At 33.6% G+C, this 15,424-nt stretch carries 13 protein-coding genes; 11 read left to right on the top strand and 2 right to left on the bottom strand.

Going from position 1 to position 15,424, the window contains the following annotated elements:
• The 5 genes from LPB88_RS20005 to LPB88_RS19985 all read left to right on the top strand — a co-directional run.
• Positions 1-2,842 (top strand): gliding motility-associated C-terminal domain-containing protein (locus tag LPB88_RS20005; protein ID WP_230717446.1); only part of this gene is annotated, 2,842 nt, incomplete at its 5' end.
• A 46-nt stretch (positions 2,843-2,888) separates the two neighbouring features.
• Positions 2,889-3,821: a type IX secretion system membrane protein PorP/SprF gene (locus LPB88_RS20000; RefSeq protein ID WP_230717445.1), complete on the top strand. Its 933-nt coding sequence runs from the start codon at positions 2,889-2,891 to the stop codon at positions 3,819-3,821.
• Between the two features lie 11 nt (positions 3,822-3,832).
• On the top strand, positions 3,833-5,767 hold the full coding sequence (locus LPB88_RS19995) for an OmpA family protein (RefSeq protein ID WP_230717444.1): 1,935 nt from the start codon (positions 3,833-3,835) through the stop codon (positions 5,765-5,767).
• Between the two features lie 244 nt (positions 5,768-6,011).
• Positions 6,012-8,018 (top strand): NAD-dependent DNA ligase LigA, encoded by a 2,007-nt coding sequence (gene ligA / locus LPB88_RS19990; RefSeq protein ID WP_230717443.1) that lies wholly within the window; start codon positions 6,012-6,014, stop codon positions 8,016-8,018.
• Positions 8,005-8,700, top strand: a complete 696-nt coding sequence (locus LPB88_RS19985) for a lysoplasmalogenase family protein (protein WP_230717442.1) — start codon at positions 8,005-8,007, stop codon at positions 8,698-8,700. The genes ligA and LPB88_RS19985 overlap by 14 nt, the downstream gene beginning before the upstream one ends.
• Here the strand turns inward: LPB88_RS19985 and LPB88_RS19980 are convergent.
• On the bottom strand, positions 8,686-9,597 hold the full coding sequence (locus LPB88_RS19980) for a bifunctional UDP-sugar hydrolase/5'-nucleotidase (RefSeq protein WP_230717441.1): 912 nt from the start codon (positions 9,595-9,597) through the stop codon (positions 8,686-8,688). The genes LPB88_RS19985 and LPB88_RS19980 overlap by 15 nt on opposite strands.
• Before the next feature lie 105 nt (positions 9,598-9,702).
• Entirely contained in the window at positions 9,703-10,482 is a 780-nt protein-coding gene (locus LPB88_RS19975; RefSeq protein WP_230717440.1) for a 5'-nucleotidase C-terminal domain-containing protein, read from the bottom strand.
• Positions 10,483-10,529: 47 nt separating this feature from the next.
• Between LPB88_RS19975 and LPB88_RS19970 the strand changes: the two genes are divergently transcribed.
• The 6 genes from LPB88_RS19970 to LPB88_RS19945 all read left to right on the top strand — a co-directional run bounded on the left by LPB88_RS19970 (position 10,530) and on the right by LPB88_RS19945 (position 15,383).
• Complete coding sequence (locus tag LPB88_RS19970) at positions 10,530-11,042, top strand: hypothetical protein (RefSeq protein WP_230717439.1); 513 nt, start codon at positions 10,530-10,532, stop codon at positions 11,040-11,042.
• A gap of 15 nt (positions 11,043-11,057) precedes the next feature.
• The gene (dapA, locus tag LPB88_RS19965) at positions 11,058-11,939 is read left to right on the top strand and encodes a 4-hydroxy-tetrahydrodipicolinate synthase (protein WP_230717438.1); all 882 of its coding nucleotides are present in this window, start codon (positions 11,058-11,060) and stop codon (positions 11,937-11,939) included.
• Between the two features lie 136 nt (positions 11,940-12,075).
• A complete protein-coding gene (locus LPB88_RS19960) occupies positions 12,076-12,876 on the top strand; it encodes an outer membrane protein assembly factor BamD (RefSeq protein ID WP_230717437.1) in 801 nt (266 codons plus the stop codon).
• 4 nt (positions 12,877-12,880) lie between these two features.
• The gene (locus LPB88_RS19955) at positions 12,881-13,198 is read left to right on the top strand and encodes a DNA-directed RNA polymerase subunit omega (protein ID WP_007807938.1); all 318 of its coding nucleotides are present in this window, start codon (positions 12,881-12,883) and stop codon (positions 13,196-13,198) included.
• A gap of 17 nt (positions 13,199-13,215) precedes the next feature.
• On the top strand, positions 13,216-14,430 hold the full coding sequence (coaBC, locus tag LPB88_RS19950; protein WP_230717436.1) for a bifunctional phosphopantothenoylcysteine decarboxylase/phosphopantothenate--cysteine ligase CoaBC: 1,215 nt from the start codon (positions 13,216-13,218) through the stop codon (positions 14,428-14,430).
• Positions 14,431-14,498: 68 nt separating this feature from the next.
• Positions 14,499-15,383, top strand: a complete 885-nt coding sequence (locus LPB88_RS19945) for a DUF4835 family protein (protein ID WP_230717435.1) — start codon at positions 14,499-14,501, stop codon at positions 15,381-15,383.
• The last annotated feature ends 41 nt before the right edge of the window (positions 15,384-15,424 follow it).

Raw genomic sequence — 15,424 nt, 5'->3', positions numbered from 1 at the left:
AGTTAGATTAGCGATCAATATCAGCGTGACTGATCCTGGAACACCAGTAATTACTAAAACAACTCAAGATTTCTGTTTAGTAAATGCTCCAACATTTGCATCAATTGATGTAAGTCCAGCGGCAAATATTGTTTGGTATGATGCTTTAACCGGAGGAAATTTAATTCCACCAGCAACAGCATTAACAACTGGAACTTATTATGCAGCAATCAAAGATCCAACAACAACTTGTGAGAGTAAAGTTAGATTAGCGATCAACATCAGCGTGACTGATCCGGGAACACCAGTAATTACCAAAACAGAGCAGAATTTCTGTTTGATTGATGCACCAACATTTGCAACAATCGACGTAAGTCCAGCGACAAATATTGTTTGGTACGATGCTTTAACCGGAGGAAATTTAATTCCACCAGCAACAGCATTAACAACTGGAACATATTACGCCGCAATCAAAGATCCAACAACAACTTGCGAAAGCAATGTGAGATTAGCGATCAACATCAGCGTAACTGATCCTGGAACACCAACTACAGTAGATACAACACAAGATTTCTGTTTAGTAAATGCTCCAACTGTAGCAAACATTCAGGTTAATACACCAGCAACAGGAAGTATAGTTTGGTATGCCACAGCAACAGGCGGAACAGTAATTGCACCAACAACAGCTTTAGCAACAGGAAATTATTTTGCATCGATTGTAGATCCAACAACTACATGCGAAAGTGCAGTAAGATTGCAAGTTGCAGTAAGTGTAACTGATCCGGCTACGCCAACAACGACAGATACTACACAAAATTTCTGTTTAGTTAATGCTTCAACAGTAGCAAACATTCAGGTAAATGAAAGTAATGTTATTTGGTACACTGCAGCAACCGGAGGAACAGTAATTACTCCAACAACACCTTTAGCAAATGGTGCTTATTATGCAACATTAAAAGATGCAGTTACAGGTTGTGAAAGTTCAGTTCGTTTACTAGTAACAATTAGTATAACAGATCCGGGAACACCAACAACAACAGCAGTAACTCAGGTTTTCTGTTCAGGTGATTTGCCTAAGGTTTCTAATATTCAGGTAAACGAAGCTAATGTAGTTTGGTATAGTGCTGCAACAGGCGGAACAGCAATTGCTCCAACAACAGCATTAGTAAGCGGAGATTATTTTGGAGCCATAAAAGATCCGGTAACGGGTTGTGAAAGTAACACTAGATTAAAAGTTACAATTACTATTGGAAACACAGTGAATCCAACAACAACAGATACTACACAAGATTTCTGTTCTGTAAATGTGCCAACAGTTGCAAGTATTCAGGTAAACGAAGCTAATGTAGTTTGGTATACCGCTTCAACAGGGGGAACAGTAATTCCACCTACAACAGCTTTAACTAATGGTATATATTACGGAAATATTAAAGATCCGATAACAGGATGTGAGAGTACAACTCGTTTGCAAGTTACTGTTACAGTTTCAGATCCGAGTCCAACGCCAACAACTACAGATGCTTCACAAGACTTTTGTTCAATAAATGCACCAAAAGTTTCTAATATTCAGGTAAACGAAGCAAATGTAATTTGGTATAGTACGCCAACTGGAGGAACAGCAATTCCGGCGACAACAGCTTTAGCTACCGGAACATATTATGGAGTTGTTTCAAGCAATTCAGGTTGTGAAAATCCGGTAAGATTAGCAGTTGCGGTAAGTGTAAATACACCAGGTGTTATTACTACACCTAAAACAACGCAAACATTCTGTTTATCAGCGTTGCCAACATTAGCAAATATATTGGTAAACGAACCTAACGTAGTTTGGTATTCATCTGCAACCGGCGGAACACCGTTAGCAGCAAACACACCATTAATAGCAGCAACATACTATGCAGGTGCTTTAAGCAATACAACAAATGGTTGTGAGGGCGCTACAAGATTAGGAGTGGTTGTTAATTTTGAAAACGATGCTTTAGTACAATTAGCAACTACAGATGACACACCATGTGTTTTCAAAGGAGTTACTTATTCAATAGCAAACGGAAAATCAAATTATGTTTGGACAATTACTAATGGAAAAATAGTTTCCGGCGGAGGAAATGCAGATGGATCAGTAACAGTTTCATGGTCTGATATAGGACCAGGTAAAGTTGAGGTAACATATACAAATAATTGTGATGAAACCACAACAAAATCATTAAACGTTACAGTTGCTACATGTTCTGATTTAACGATTACCAATACAGTTAGTAATCCAACACCAAATTTTGGTGATGAGGTAACATTTACAATTACCGTAAACAATGTTGGAGAAGGTGATTTTATTAATACGATCGTTAGTGAATTACTGCCAAACGGGTATACTTTAATTAGTTCTAATACAACAGTAGGTACATACGACCCAATTACACATCTTTGGACAATTCCAACTCTGAATTCTGGACAAAGTGTTACGTTAACTGTTACAGCTCAGGTATTACCAAGCGGTGACTATACAAATGTTGCCAGTATCGTAGTTTCGACTCCGTTGGATGTTGATGCAGCAAACAACACGGCTACTGCTACAGTACAGCCAATTTGTTTGACAGTTTATAACGAGTTCACTCCAAATAATGATGGATCAAACGATCTCTTTAGAATTGATTGTATCGAAACATATCCAAATAACGAGTTGAAAGTATTTAACAGATACGGTTCATTAGTATATAGTAAACAGCATTATGAAAATGACTGGGACGGAACTGCCAATGTATCAGGTGTAGTTAATAGAGGAGATATGTTGCCAACAGGTACTTATTTTTATGTGATAGCCATTGGAGATGGATCGGTTAAAAAAGGATGGTTATCTATAATGAGATAAGCATTGTTATTAATCATCTAATTAATTAAACTAAATAAGTATCGTTATGAAACTATATATAAAATCATTAGAAACGTATTTCATTTTAATATGTTCGTTTGTCACAGTTTGTGCAAGTGCACAACAGGATCCCGAGTACACACAGTATATGTATAATGCGATGGCGGTAAATCCAGCTTATGCTGGGTCTACCGGCACGATAGACGCAACGCTTTTGCACCGTTCACAATGGGTAGGTATTTCTGGAGCACCAGAAACACAATCATTTTCTGTTCACGCACCGCTTCGAAATGAGAAAATTGGTTTAGGATTAAGTGTCGTTAACGACAAAATTGGTCCTTCAAACGAATTGTATCTTGACGGAAACTTCGCTTATTCAATAGCGCTAGGCTATGAAAAGAGATTAGCCTTTGGGATAAAAGCGGGTATGAGAATGTTGAATATAGATTGGTCAAAAGGGAGATATTATGATAATAATGATGTTTTGTTAAATCAAAATGTTGATAATCAGGCAAAATTAGCTATTGGAGCAGGAGTTTATTATTATACCGATAAATGGTATTTAGGGCTTTCGGTTCCTAGCTTTATTCAAAGTGATTATTATGACGACGTTCAGGAATCTATTAATTATGATCGTTTGCATTATTATTTAATGGGAGGTTATGTTTTTGATTTGAATCCGAATTTGAAATTTAAACCGGCATTTTTAGTAAAAGCAGTGAGTGGAGCACCACTTACTGCTGATATTTCGGCGAATTTTATGATTGCAGAAAAATTTGTTATCGGAGGTGCGTACAGAACAGATGATTCTGTAAGTATTCTGGCAGGTTTTCAAATATCTAAAAGCTTCTATTTAGGATATGCTTTTGATTATACGGTAAGTCAATTGAACAAATACAACGATGGGACACATGAATTCATCTTGAAATATCAGTTCAATAAAGGTGAACGCAAAATTAAATCTCCTCGATTCTTCTAAAAAAACAACCTATGAAAAAATTATATATCCTGAGTTTAGTATTGAGTTTTACATTAGGTTTTGCTCAAACAAATCTAAAAAAAGCGGATGCCCTGTTTAGAAATTATTCTTATGCCGATGCTTCAAAAGCGTATGAGGAAATTTTACAAAAGATAGAGAATCCATCTGCTCAGACGTTGAAGAATGCTGCCGACTCGTATTATTTTATTTCAGATGCCCAAAATGCACTAAAATGGTATCGAAAATTATATGAAGTACAAGGCAATAATTTGACTGATATTTATTATTTGCGTTACATCCAGACCATGAAAGCGGTTATGGATTATGATGAAGCAGATAAAATCACAAAAGAATATCTGAATAAAAAAGGAGATAAAAACGAGATCAATCGCTACGTTGCTCAAAAAGCGCAAATGGATAGTTTGTCTAAAGCAAAATCTCTTTACACCTTAAAAAATTTAGATATCAATACCAGTAAATCCGATTTTGGAGCTACTTTTTATCAAGAAAAAATAGTCTTTACATCAGCAAGAGATACCACAAAATTCAGTCAAAAATTATACACCTGGAACAACCAGCCGTTTCTGAATTTGTATATCGCTGAGCGAAATCCTGCAGACGGAAGTTTGTTTAATGAAAAAGTATTTCTTCCAAATGTAATGACTAAATATCACGAAGCAACGGCAAGTTTTGATGCCAGCGGAAAAACAATTTATTATTCTACAAATATTGTAAAGAAAAATAAATTGGTTATTGATCAGGAAAAGGTCAATAATTTTCAAATTATAAAAGGTGATATGACCGATGGAAAATTAGAAAACCCGCAGAAAGTACCCTTTGACAGTAATGAGTACTCAGTTGGTCATCCTTCTTTGAGTGACGATGGTCAATATCTTTTCTTTGCGTCAGATATGCCGGGAGGTTTTGGTGAAAGTGATTTGTATTATGTGAAAATTGCCAGTGATGGCACGATGGGTTCCCCAATAAATCTGGGACCAAAGATTAACACCATCGGAAATGATGTTTTTCCTTTTTACCGTAACGGAGTACTTTACTTTTCTTCAGATGGACATTACGGCAGGGGAGATTTAGATGTGTACGAAAGTAACTTTTCAGCCAATGGAACATTTACAACGCCAAAAAATCTGGGAGCTCCAATAAATAGCAACAAAGATGATTTTGCTTTTTTAATTGATAAAACAGGCAGTTATGGTTATGTTTCCTCAAACAGAGCCGAAGGTAAAGGCGATGACGATATCTATTCCTTCATAAAAGGAAAACCTGTTTGCAATCAAAACATTTCAGGTATGGCATTTGACAGAAAAACAAAATTACCGCTTACAGATGTTTCAATCATGGCATATAACTCTTACAGTGAAATCCTTGCAGAAACTAAAACAAATTATGATGGTAAATATGTGGTTACTGTTCCTTGTGGAAAAGTGATTAAAATGATTGCGGCAAAGCCTAATTACAGCAGCGACGAAAAAACTGTTGAAACTACCTTGGAAAACGAAGGCGAAATTAAAGACGTTAACTTCGAACTTAGTAATTACGATGATTTAGTAGTTAAGAAAAAAGGAGTTGAAAAAGTGGATGTTAAGCCTATTTATTTTGACTATGATAAATATGATATTACGCCACTTGCAATTGAAGAATTGTCTAAAGTAGTTTTTGTTATGAGAAAATTTCCTAACGTTAAAATCAAAATTGAATCACACACAGATTCCCGTGGGAAAGATGCTTACAACATGAAGCTATCAGACAACAGAGCCAAAGCAACACGTGATTATATCGTTTCGCAGGATATTGACGCTTCAAGAATAGAAAGTGCAATAGGTTATGGCGAAAGTCGAATAATTAATAAATGTAAAAATGGTATAAAATGTACCGAAGAGGAACATTTATTAAACAGACGCTCAGACTTCATTATTATCCAGAAATAGTTTTATACTTGCGATCTAATAATTTGATTATCAGTAGTAAAGAATAGAGCGAAGAAACCATTTGGAAGTTGGTTTTGTTAATTCTTTTTTAAGAATAATGGACAAGAAGAAAATCAGGCTGCATCATTTTGCAGCTTGATTTTTGATTTTATAAAACTTTTGGTTTTTACTGTTTTTGAACAAAAAAATCCTAATTTTGATATTCAATTATTCTAAATTACAACCCGCATCATTTTATTATCTTATGAATATTCAAGAAACAATCCAGAATTTAAGAAACGAACTTAATCAACACAATTACAACTATTACGTGTTAGATAACGCGACAATTTCTGACTATGATTTTGATATTAAATTAAAAGAACTACAAGATTTAGAAAATAAACATCCTGAATTTTTTGATGAAAACTCGCCAACGCAGCGAGTAGGAGGAACCGTTACCAAGAATTTTAAAACAATTGCGCATCAATATAGAATGTATTCCCTGGATAATTCTTATTCTAAAGAAGATTTATTGGACTGGGAAAACCGAATTCAGAAAGTATTAGGAAATGTCGCTTTGCAATACACTTGCGAGCTGAAATATGACGGAGCTTCGATAAGTATTACTTACGAAAACGGAAAACTAGTTCAGGCTTTAACACGCGGAGATGGTTTTCAGGGAGATGAAGTGACTAATAATATTAAAACCATAAAATCGATTCCTTTACAGTTAAAAGGAAACTATCCGGATAAATTTGATATTCGCGGCGAAATTATTCTGCCTTTTGCAGGTTTTGAAAAAATGAACCAGGAATTAATTGAAATTGGAGAAACACCCTATTCAAATCCAAGAAATACAGCTTCAGGAAGTTTAAAACTGCAAGACAGTGCTGAGGTTGCAAAACGCCCATTAGAATGTTTATTATATTTTGTAACCGGAAATAATTTACCTTTTTCTTCTCAGTTTGAAGGATTAGAATCAGCCAGAAAATGGGGATTTAAAGTTCCAAACGAAGCAAAATTGGTGAATAATATGCAGGAAGTTTTCGATTTTATCGATTATTGGGATGTACATCGTCATAATTTACCTTATGAAACAGATGGAGTTGTAATAAAAGTAAATAGTATTCAACATCAGGAAGAATTAGGTTATACAGCAAAATCACCCCGTTGGGCAATTGCTTACAAATTTAAATCAGAGCAAGTTTCAACCACATTAAAATCAATTTCATACCAGGTTGGGAGAACGGGAGCAATTACTCCAGTAGCAAATTTAGAGCCAGTGCAATTGGCTGGAACTATTGTAAAAAGAGCTTCTTTGCACAATGCAGATCAAATTGAGAAATTAGATATAAGAATAAATGACACTGTTTTTGTTGAAAAAGGAGGTGAGATTATCCCTAAAATTATTGCAGTAGATTTATCACAACGCCCCGAAAATTCAGAAGTAACCCAATATATCACACATTGCCCTGAATGTCAGACAGAATTAGTTAGAAACGAAGGCGAAGCCAATCATTATTGTCCAAATTTTTACGGTTGTCCTCCGCAGATTATCGGACGAATCCAACATTATATCTCAAGAAAAGCAATGGATATTGAAGGACTTGGAGGAGAAACTGTAGCGCTGCTTTTCAAGAATGATTTAGTACATAATTATGCTGATTTATACGAATTGAAAGTCGAAGATATTTTACATTTGGAAAGAATGGCACAAAAATCGGCTGAAAATCTGGTAAAAGGCGTTGAAAAATCAAAAGAAATTCCGTTCGAAAGCGTTTTGTTTGCACTTGGAATTCGTTTTGTTGGAGAAACTGTAGCTAAGAAATTGGCCAAACATTATAAAAACATAGAAGCGTTAAGTCAGGCATCTCTAATGGATTTGATTTTGGTTGATGAAATTGGGGAACGAATTGCTAAAAGCGTAATTGAATTTTTTGAAAATGAAGAAAACAAAACTATAATTGAACGCCTGAAAAATCATGGTGTTCAATTTGAAATTGTCGAAAAAATAAATCCAAATGCTACAGAGAAATTTGTCGGGAAAACATTTGTAGTTTCAGGAGTTTTTGCTCAATTTTCAAGAGATGAGCTAAAGAAAGCCATTGAAGATAATGGTGGAAAAGTAGGAAGTTCAATTTCTGCTAAAACTGATTTTGTTGTTGCGGGAGATAATATGGGACCGGCAAAATTAGAAAAAGCCAATAAATTAAATATCCCTATATTATCAGAGGAAGATTTTATAACCAAATTAAATGAAAGCGAATAAACCATCGTTGATTTTATTCTTTCTAGCTTTACTGTTTACAATCATTTTTGATTGGACGGGACAAGATTTCTTGGGTATGTATGCAAAAGCAATTGTCGTTCCGTCAATTTTTATTTATTTCTTAATTAGCAGCGAGCTTAAAATAGGAAAAACAGAAGGTCTGATCTTTTTGTTTTGTTTTGTAGGTCAGGTGTTTGATTTAATGGATGTTGAAGTTTCTGAAATTGGCGGAGTATTAAGTTTTTTAGTTGTCTATCTCTTAATAGTAAAACTTTTTATGCAGGAACACGAACGTATAAGACTGGCAAAAAAAGATATTTTGCCAATCTCTATAGTTGTTATATTTATAGTTTATTTGCTTATTTCAGTGCTAAGTTTGCAGTTGGATAGCATGAAAAAGTACAATATACTTTATACTTTTTACGGGATAGTTCTAAGCGCCTTAAGTTGCTTCTCGTTTATAAGTTATATAACTAAAGGAACGCATCTGGCATTGTTAATGTCTCTAATGGCCATTAGTTATATATTTTCAGACATCTTCTATATTTTCAATGAATACTTCTCTTATTCAGTAGTTTTAGTTTTAATTCGGGATGTGACTCAAATTTTGGCTTACTTTTTTATGGTCGAATATTTCCTTGAAAAAGCTAGAATTCAGAAGAAAATATTATACAACAATTGATTTCCCCTGATTAGTATGCGCTTTATCTTTATCAAAATAAAAATCTATTCTTCCTAAATTAATTCCGTAGCAACCTACCTGATTAACCAAAACATCTTGTCCGGCTTTATTCTTTACAACAGTTGGTTTGTCCAGAAAAGTGTGTGTATGACCGCCAATAATCAAATCAATATCCTGAGTTTGTGCAGCAAATTTTAAATCAGAAATTTTAGATTCGTCGTCTTTGTATTTATAGCCTAAATGCGAAAGACAAATAACTAAATCACATTTTTCTTCTTTTTTCAACAATTGTGTCATGTCCTGAGCAACTTCTACAGGATTGTTATAAACGGTCTCTTTGTACATTTGTTTATCTACCAAGCCTGCAAGTTCAATTCCTACACCAAAAACACCAATTTTAATACCATTTTTATTAAAGATTTTGTATGGTTTTACAAGTCCGTTCATGACCGTATTTTTAAAGTCATAATTAGAGTTGATAAATTCAAAAGTGGCATGAGGCATTTGAGCGTACAAACCATCAAGACCATTATCAAAATCATGATTTCCTATCGTTGATGCATCATATTTCATCATGCTCATTAACTTAAATTCAAGTTCACCTCCATAATAATTAAAATATGGAGTTCCCTGAAAAATGTCACCGGCATCTAATAAAAGTACATTTGGATTTTCCTTACGAATGGTTTCAATAAGTGCCGCACGTCGAGAGACACCGCCTTTGTTTGGGTTACGGGGATCATCAGCCGGAAAAGGATCAATATGGCTGTGAACATCATTAGTATGTAGAATCGTTAAGTGTTTTATATCGTTAGTTCCAAAACTGCTTAATGACAATCCTAAACTTAATAAGGCTGTACTTGCGGCTGTTTTTTCGATAAATTCTCTTCTTTTCATTTTGTATATTTTTTGAGGAAACGATATTGTAATTAAGTTTTTTTCTGCAATGAATTTTACGAATAGTAATTAGTGAAAATTCGTGAAATTCGTGGCGATTTTTTTTTATTCTTCAGTAATTCGGATATTTTTAGGTACCGGAATTGTATCAACTTGTTTAAAATAATCAATCAATACATTTCGAAGTTTATAATTCAAGTCAAATTTTTGAACACCTTTAGCAAAGAAAGTCATGCTGTCGCCACCATTTGCCAAATAATCATTTGTAGCTACATAATAGACTTTGTTAATATCAAGAGGTTTTCCCTGAATCAAAATATTTTTAGCTGTATTGTCTTTTGTTATTGTAAAAGTCATTCCTGATAAAGGCTGAGGTTTTTTCTCCTTAATAATATAAGCCGCGATTTCTAGAATTTGTTGTCCTTTTAAGGCTACAACAACCAGATTGTTTTCAAAAGGCATAATCTCAAAAGCAGTTCTTGTTGTTACATTACCTTTAGGTAAAATAGCGCGAATCCCCCCGTGATTTAATAAACATAAATCTATCTCTTTTTTCTCACGAGCCTTAAAAACTAGATTTCCTCTTTCTACACAAACATCTGCCAATAAACTTCCAATGGTAGTTTGCCATTTTCCTGTACTTTTATCAAGTGTTTCAGGACAATAAGCAAGAACGCTGTCCAAGTCTTTGTTGATATGATCGCGATATGGCTTTATAAATTTTTCAATTTCAGGAGTTTCTGCATCCTTTTCTGTAATTGGAAGCTGTTTTCCTTCTATCTTCGTTAAGTTATAATTTTTCTGACTGCAGGAAAATATAAAAAAAAGTGTTAAGAATATAACAAAAAGTTTCAAAAATCCGTTATACTTTTTTAGTTTTACCATCTTAAATGCGACTTAAATAATTAATTTTGTAATCTGGTAAAAGTACTATGTTTTTAAATTATATAAAGGAATTTTTTGTAAAAAAATCATTAAAAAATAACCTGCGTAATGTCAAAAACGAAGTCTTTACAAGCAATATACAAACAATTGGTTTATTGATAGATGAGAGTGAATTTCATCATTCAAAAGAGTTAGTAAAAGAACTAACCCTACAGGGAATAAAGCCTGAAAGCATAAAAGTTGTTGCGTATAGAGATAAATTTAAGCAGAAAGAAACGTATTCGATACCTACTTTTGGTAAAAAAAATATCAATTGGAGAGCAGAGGTTACAGAAGATTTTCTGAATGAATTTATAGACACAGAATTTGATCTTTTGATTAGTTATTATGATATCGAAAAAAGTATTTTGATGATGATAACCAGTAAATCAAAAGCTAAATTTAAAGTAGGATTTTCATCAATCGATAAAAGCGTAAACCGCTGGATGATGAATACCACTATAGAGGATTATAAACTTTTCGTCACAGAATTGTTTAAGTATTTAAAGAGTATAAAATAAAACATAAATTAGAATATGCAATCATTAATAGGAACTGGTGTTGCGCTTGTGACTCCATTTAAAAAAGACTTTTCAGTAGATATTGAAGCTTTACACCGCATCGTTAACTTTTCGATTGATGGAGGGGTTGAATATCTTGTAGTTATGGGAACAACAGCAGAAAATGCTACCTTAACACAAGCCGAAAAAGAATTGGTTATTAATACAGTAATCGATGTCAATAAAGGAAGATTGCCTTTAGTTCTTGGTGTTGGAGGAAATAATACAATGCAAATTGTTGAGGAATTGCAAACAAGAGATTTTTCAGCTTTTGAAGCCATTCTTTCTGTTTCTCCTTATTATAACAAGCCAACACAAGAAGGAATCTATCAGCATTTTAAAGCAATTGCTGAAGCTTCGCCAATTCCGGTAATTTTATATAATGTTCCGGGAAGAACATCAAGTAATATGTTGCCGGCAACAGTAGTGCGTTTGGCAAATGATTTTAGTAATATTGTAGCAATAAAAGAAGCTGCGGGCGATTTGGCTCAGGCTATGCAATTAATAAAAAATGCACCAAAAGATTTCCTTGTAATTTCAGGAGACGATTTGATTGCATTGCCAATTGTTTTGGCCGGTGGAGCAGGAGTAATTTCTGTAATTGGACAAGGTTTTCCGAAAGAATTTTCAGAAATGATCCGTTTAGGACTGAATAGAAAAGTAAATGAGGCGTTTAAAACACAATACTTTTTATCAGATTGTATTGATATGATTTTTGAGCAAGGAAATCCTGCCGGAATCAAACAAGTCTTTCAAGCCCTTGATATTGCTGAGAATGTTGTGCGTTTACCTTTGGTAACTGTCGATGAATCTCTGGCAAACAGATTGAATGAATTTGTTAAAAACAGCATTAAATAACAGTAAGATTACCGGTATTTTAATATACCAAAAAATATTTTGTAGTAGCTAAATTAATAACTAAATTTGCCACCGGAACTTCGGTGTGATTTTGCTTTGGCATAATTGTCTAAGAAATCATAATAAAAGTAAGAAAATGAAAAAAATAGTATCTCTATTAATTGTTGTTGTCCTTTTTTGTTCTTGTAGTGATTACCAAAAAGCATTGAAAAATGAAGATGTTGCGGCAAAGTTTGATATAGCAACAAAGATGTATGATGCAGGAAAATATTCAAAAGCGATTCGTCTTTTTGAGCAATTAGCACCTACATATAGAGGTAAGCCTCAGGCAGAAAAATTATTTTATATGTTTTCTCAGTCTTATTATAAGACAAAACAATATTATTTAGCTGGTTACCAGTTCGAAAGCTTTGTTTCAGGATATCCTCGTAGTGAGAAAGTTCAGGAAGCAGCTTTTCTTGGAGCTTTCAGTTATTCAAAATTAGCTCCTGTTTACAGTTTAGATCAAACAGATACAGTAAAAGCTTTAGAGAAATTACAAGCGTTTATTGATAACTATCCAAACTCTGAATACATTGCTCAGGCAAATGAGGCTGTTAAAATTTTGAACGGTAAACTAGAGAAAAAAGCATACGAAAATGCTAAAGGATACAATACGATTTCAGATTATAAATCAGCATTAATTGCTTTTGATAATTTTATCGCTGATTTTCCGGGAACACCATTCAAAGAAGATGCGTTGTTCTACAAATATGATTCGGCATACCAATTGGCAATAAACAGTATTCCTGCAAAAATGGAAGAACGTTTAAATATTGCAAAAGCAGCGTATAACAACTTAATTAAGTTTAACAGCGCTACAAAATACAAAGAGAAAGCAGACGAAATGAATGCTAAGGTTGAAACTGATTTACAAAAATTTACTAAAATAAAATAAAGTCATGGATTTAAAAAAGACGAATGCTCCTGTAAATACAATAACTTACAATAAAACAGTTATTGAAGAGCCAACAGGAAATGTGTATGAAGCAATTACCATTATGGCTAAAAGAGCAAATCAAATTAATTCTGAAATTAAAAAAGAATTAACTGAAAAATTAGAAGAGTTTGCTACTTACAATGACAGTCTTGAAGAAGTTTTTGAAAATAAAGAGCAAATTGAAGTTTCTAAATTTTACGAAAAATTACCTAAACCACACGCTTTAGCTGTTCAGGAATGGTTAGATGGTAAAACTTACCACAGAGGTTCAAACAAATAATAAATAATATAGTATAAATGTCAGTTTTAAAAGGGAAGAAGATTTTACTGGGAGTTTCTGGTGGAATTGCAGCCTATAAAACAGCTTCATTAGTACGACTTTTTATAAAAGCAGGTGCACATGTCCAAGTGATAATGACACCTGCTTCTAAGGATTTTGTAACTCCACTTACGTTATCTACGTTATCAAAAAATCCTGTATATTCCAGTTTCTTTAATGAAGAGGATGAAGATGCCGTTTGGAACAATCATGTTGACTTGGCACTTTGGGCCGATTTAATGTTAATTGCTCCAGCAACAGCCAATACATTGTCAAAAATGACAACCGGCAACTGTGATAATCTTTTAATTGCAACTTATTTATCGGCAAAATGTCCTGTTTATTTCGCTCCGGCAATGGATTTGGACATGTATAAACATCCATCAACATTATCCAGTTTTGCTGCTTTAAAGCAATTTGGTAATGTGATGATTCCCGCTGAAAATGGAGAATTAGCAAGTGGTTTATCAGGAGAAGGCAGAATGGCAGAACCTGAAAACATTATTGCTTTCCTGGAAGCTGATTTAGAAAGTAAATTACCTCTTAAAGGGAAAAAAATACTAATTACTGCCGGACCAACATACGAAGCAATAGACCCTGTGCGTTTTATAGGAAATCATTCTTCTGGAAAAATGGGGTTTGATATTGCAAATGAAGCAGCTAATTTAGGAGCTCAGGTAATTTTAGTCGCAGGACCAACACATTTTAAAGCTAAAAATAGTTTAGTCGAAGTGATCAATGTAGTTTCGGCGCAGGAGATGTATGATGCTTGTCATTTACATTATAATGATGTTGATGTGGCTATTGCAGCCGCAGCCGTTGCAGATTACAGGCCTAAAGTTGTAGCTTCGCAAAAGATTAAAAAAGCGGCAGATGATTTTACAATCGAATTAGAAAAGACCAAAGATATTTTAGCATCATTGGGTACAATCAAAAAAAATCAATTTTTAATTGGGTTTGCATTAGAGACCGAAAATGAAATTGAGAATGCTAAGCTGAAAATTCAGAAAAAAAACTTAGATTTGATTGTTTTAAATTCCTTGCAAGATGAAGGAGCCGGTTTTAAAAAAGAAACCAATAAAGTTACTTTTATTGATAAAAACTTTAAAATTGAGCCAATGGAATTAAAATCGAAAGAATTTGTGGCCGTTGATATTTTAAATAAAGTGATTTCGCATTTTGTGAAATCATAAAGAGTTAAAATACGAACTAAAAGCAAGAATAGTATTACTTTTGTAGTAAAATCCAAATTACCTTTCTTATGAATAAAATAGTTGCACTTTTGTTTTTTTTTATTTTTGGCTTTACACAGGCACAACAGCTAAATTGTACTGTAACTATTAATACTGAGAGATTGCCAAATCCTAATCAGCAAGTTTTTAAAACGCTTCAGACTTCTTTGTCTGAGTTTGTGAATAAAACAGATTGGACGGGATCGGTTTTAAAACAAAACGAACGTATCAACTGTTCGATGTATATTACATTATCTTCTAATAGTTCAGATCAGTTTAGCGGAACCATTCAGGTGCAATCGTCTCGTTTGATTTTTAATTCAACTTATTCGTCTCCTGTTTTTAATTATAATGACAAAGATTTTAGTTTCAGATATACAGAGTATGAACCATTATTGTTTAATCCTACAACATTCGATTCAAATTTAGTTTCTGTAATTTCTTTTTACAGCTATTTAATTTTAGGAATGGATGCTGATACTTTTCAAATGGGTGCTGGAAATCAATATCTTGAAACAGCTCAGAATATTGCAAATGTGGCGCAACAAGGTGGTTTTAAAGGTTGGAGCCAGGCTGATGGAATTCAGAATCGCTATTATTTAATAAATGACATGGTTTCGCCAATGTATAGTGATTTGCGTCAGGTAATGTATGCATATCATACAGGATTGGATGGAATGAGTGAGGATTTGAAAGCTTCAAAAGAAAAAATAAAATCAGCTCTTATGATTATAGGCAAATTGAATTCGGTTAAACCGAATGCATTTTTGACAAGAGTGTTTTTTGATGCAAAATCAGACGAAATTGTCTCTATATTTTCAGGAGGTCCAAGTATCCCTATTACAGATTTAACAGATGTTCTGAATAAAGTCTCACCATTGAATTCTACTAAGTGGTCGCAAATTAAATTTTAGTTGTTTAATTTTACACACTTCATTAACTTTTATATTTACAA

This window comes from Flavobacterium sp. JAS (assembly GCF_020991455.1).
Classification (GTDB): domain Bacteria; phylum Bacteroidota; class Bacteroidia; order Flavobacteriales; family Flavobacteriaceae; genus Flavobacterium.
This window is presented reverse-complemented; position numbering and strand designations above follow the sequence as displayed.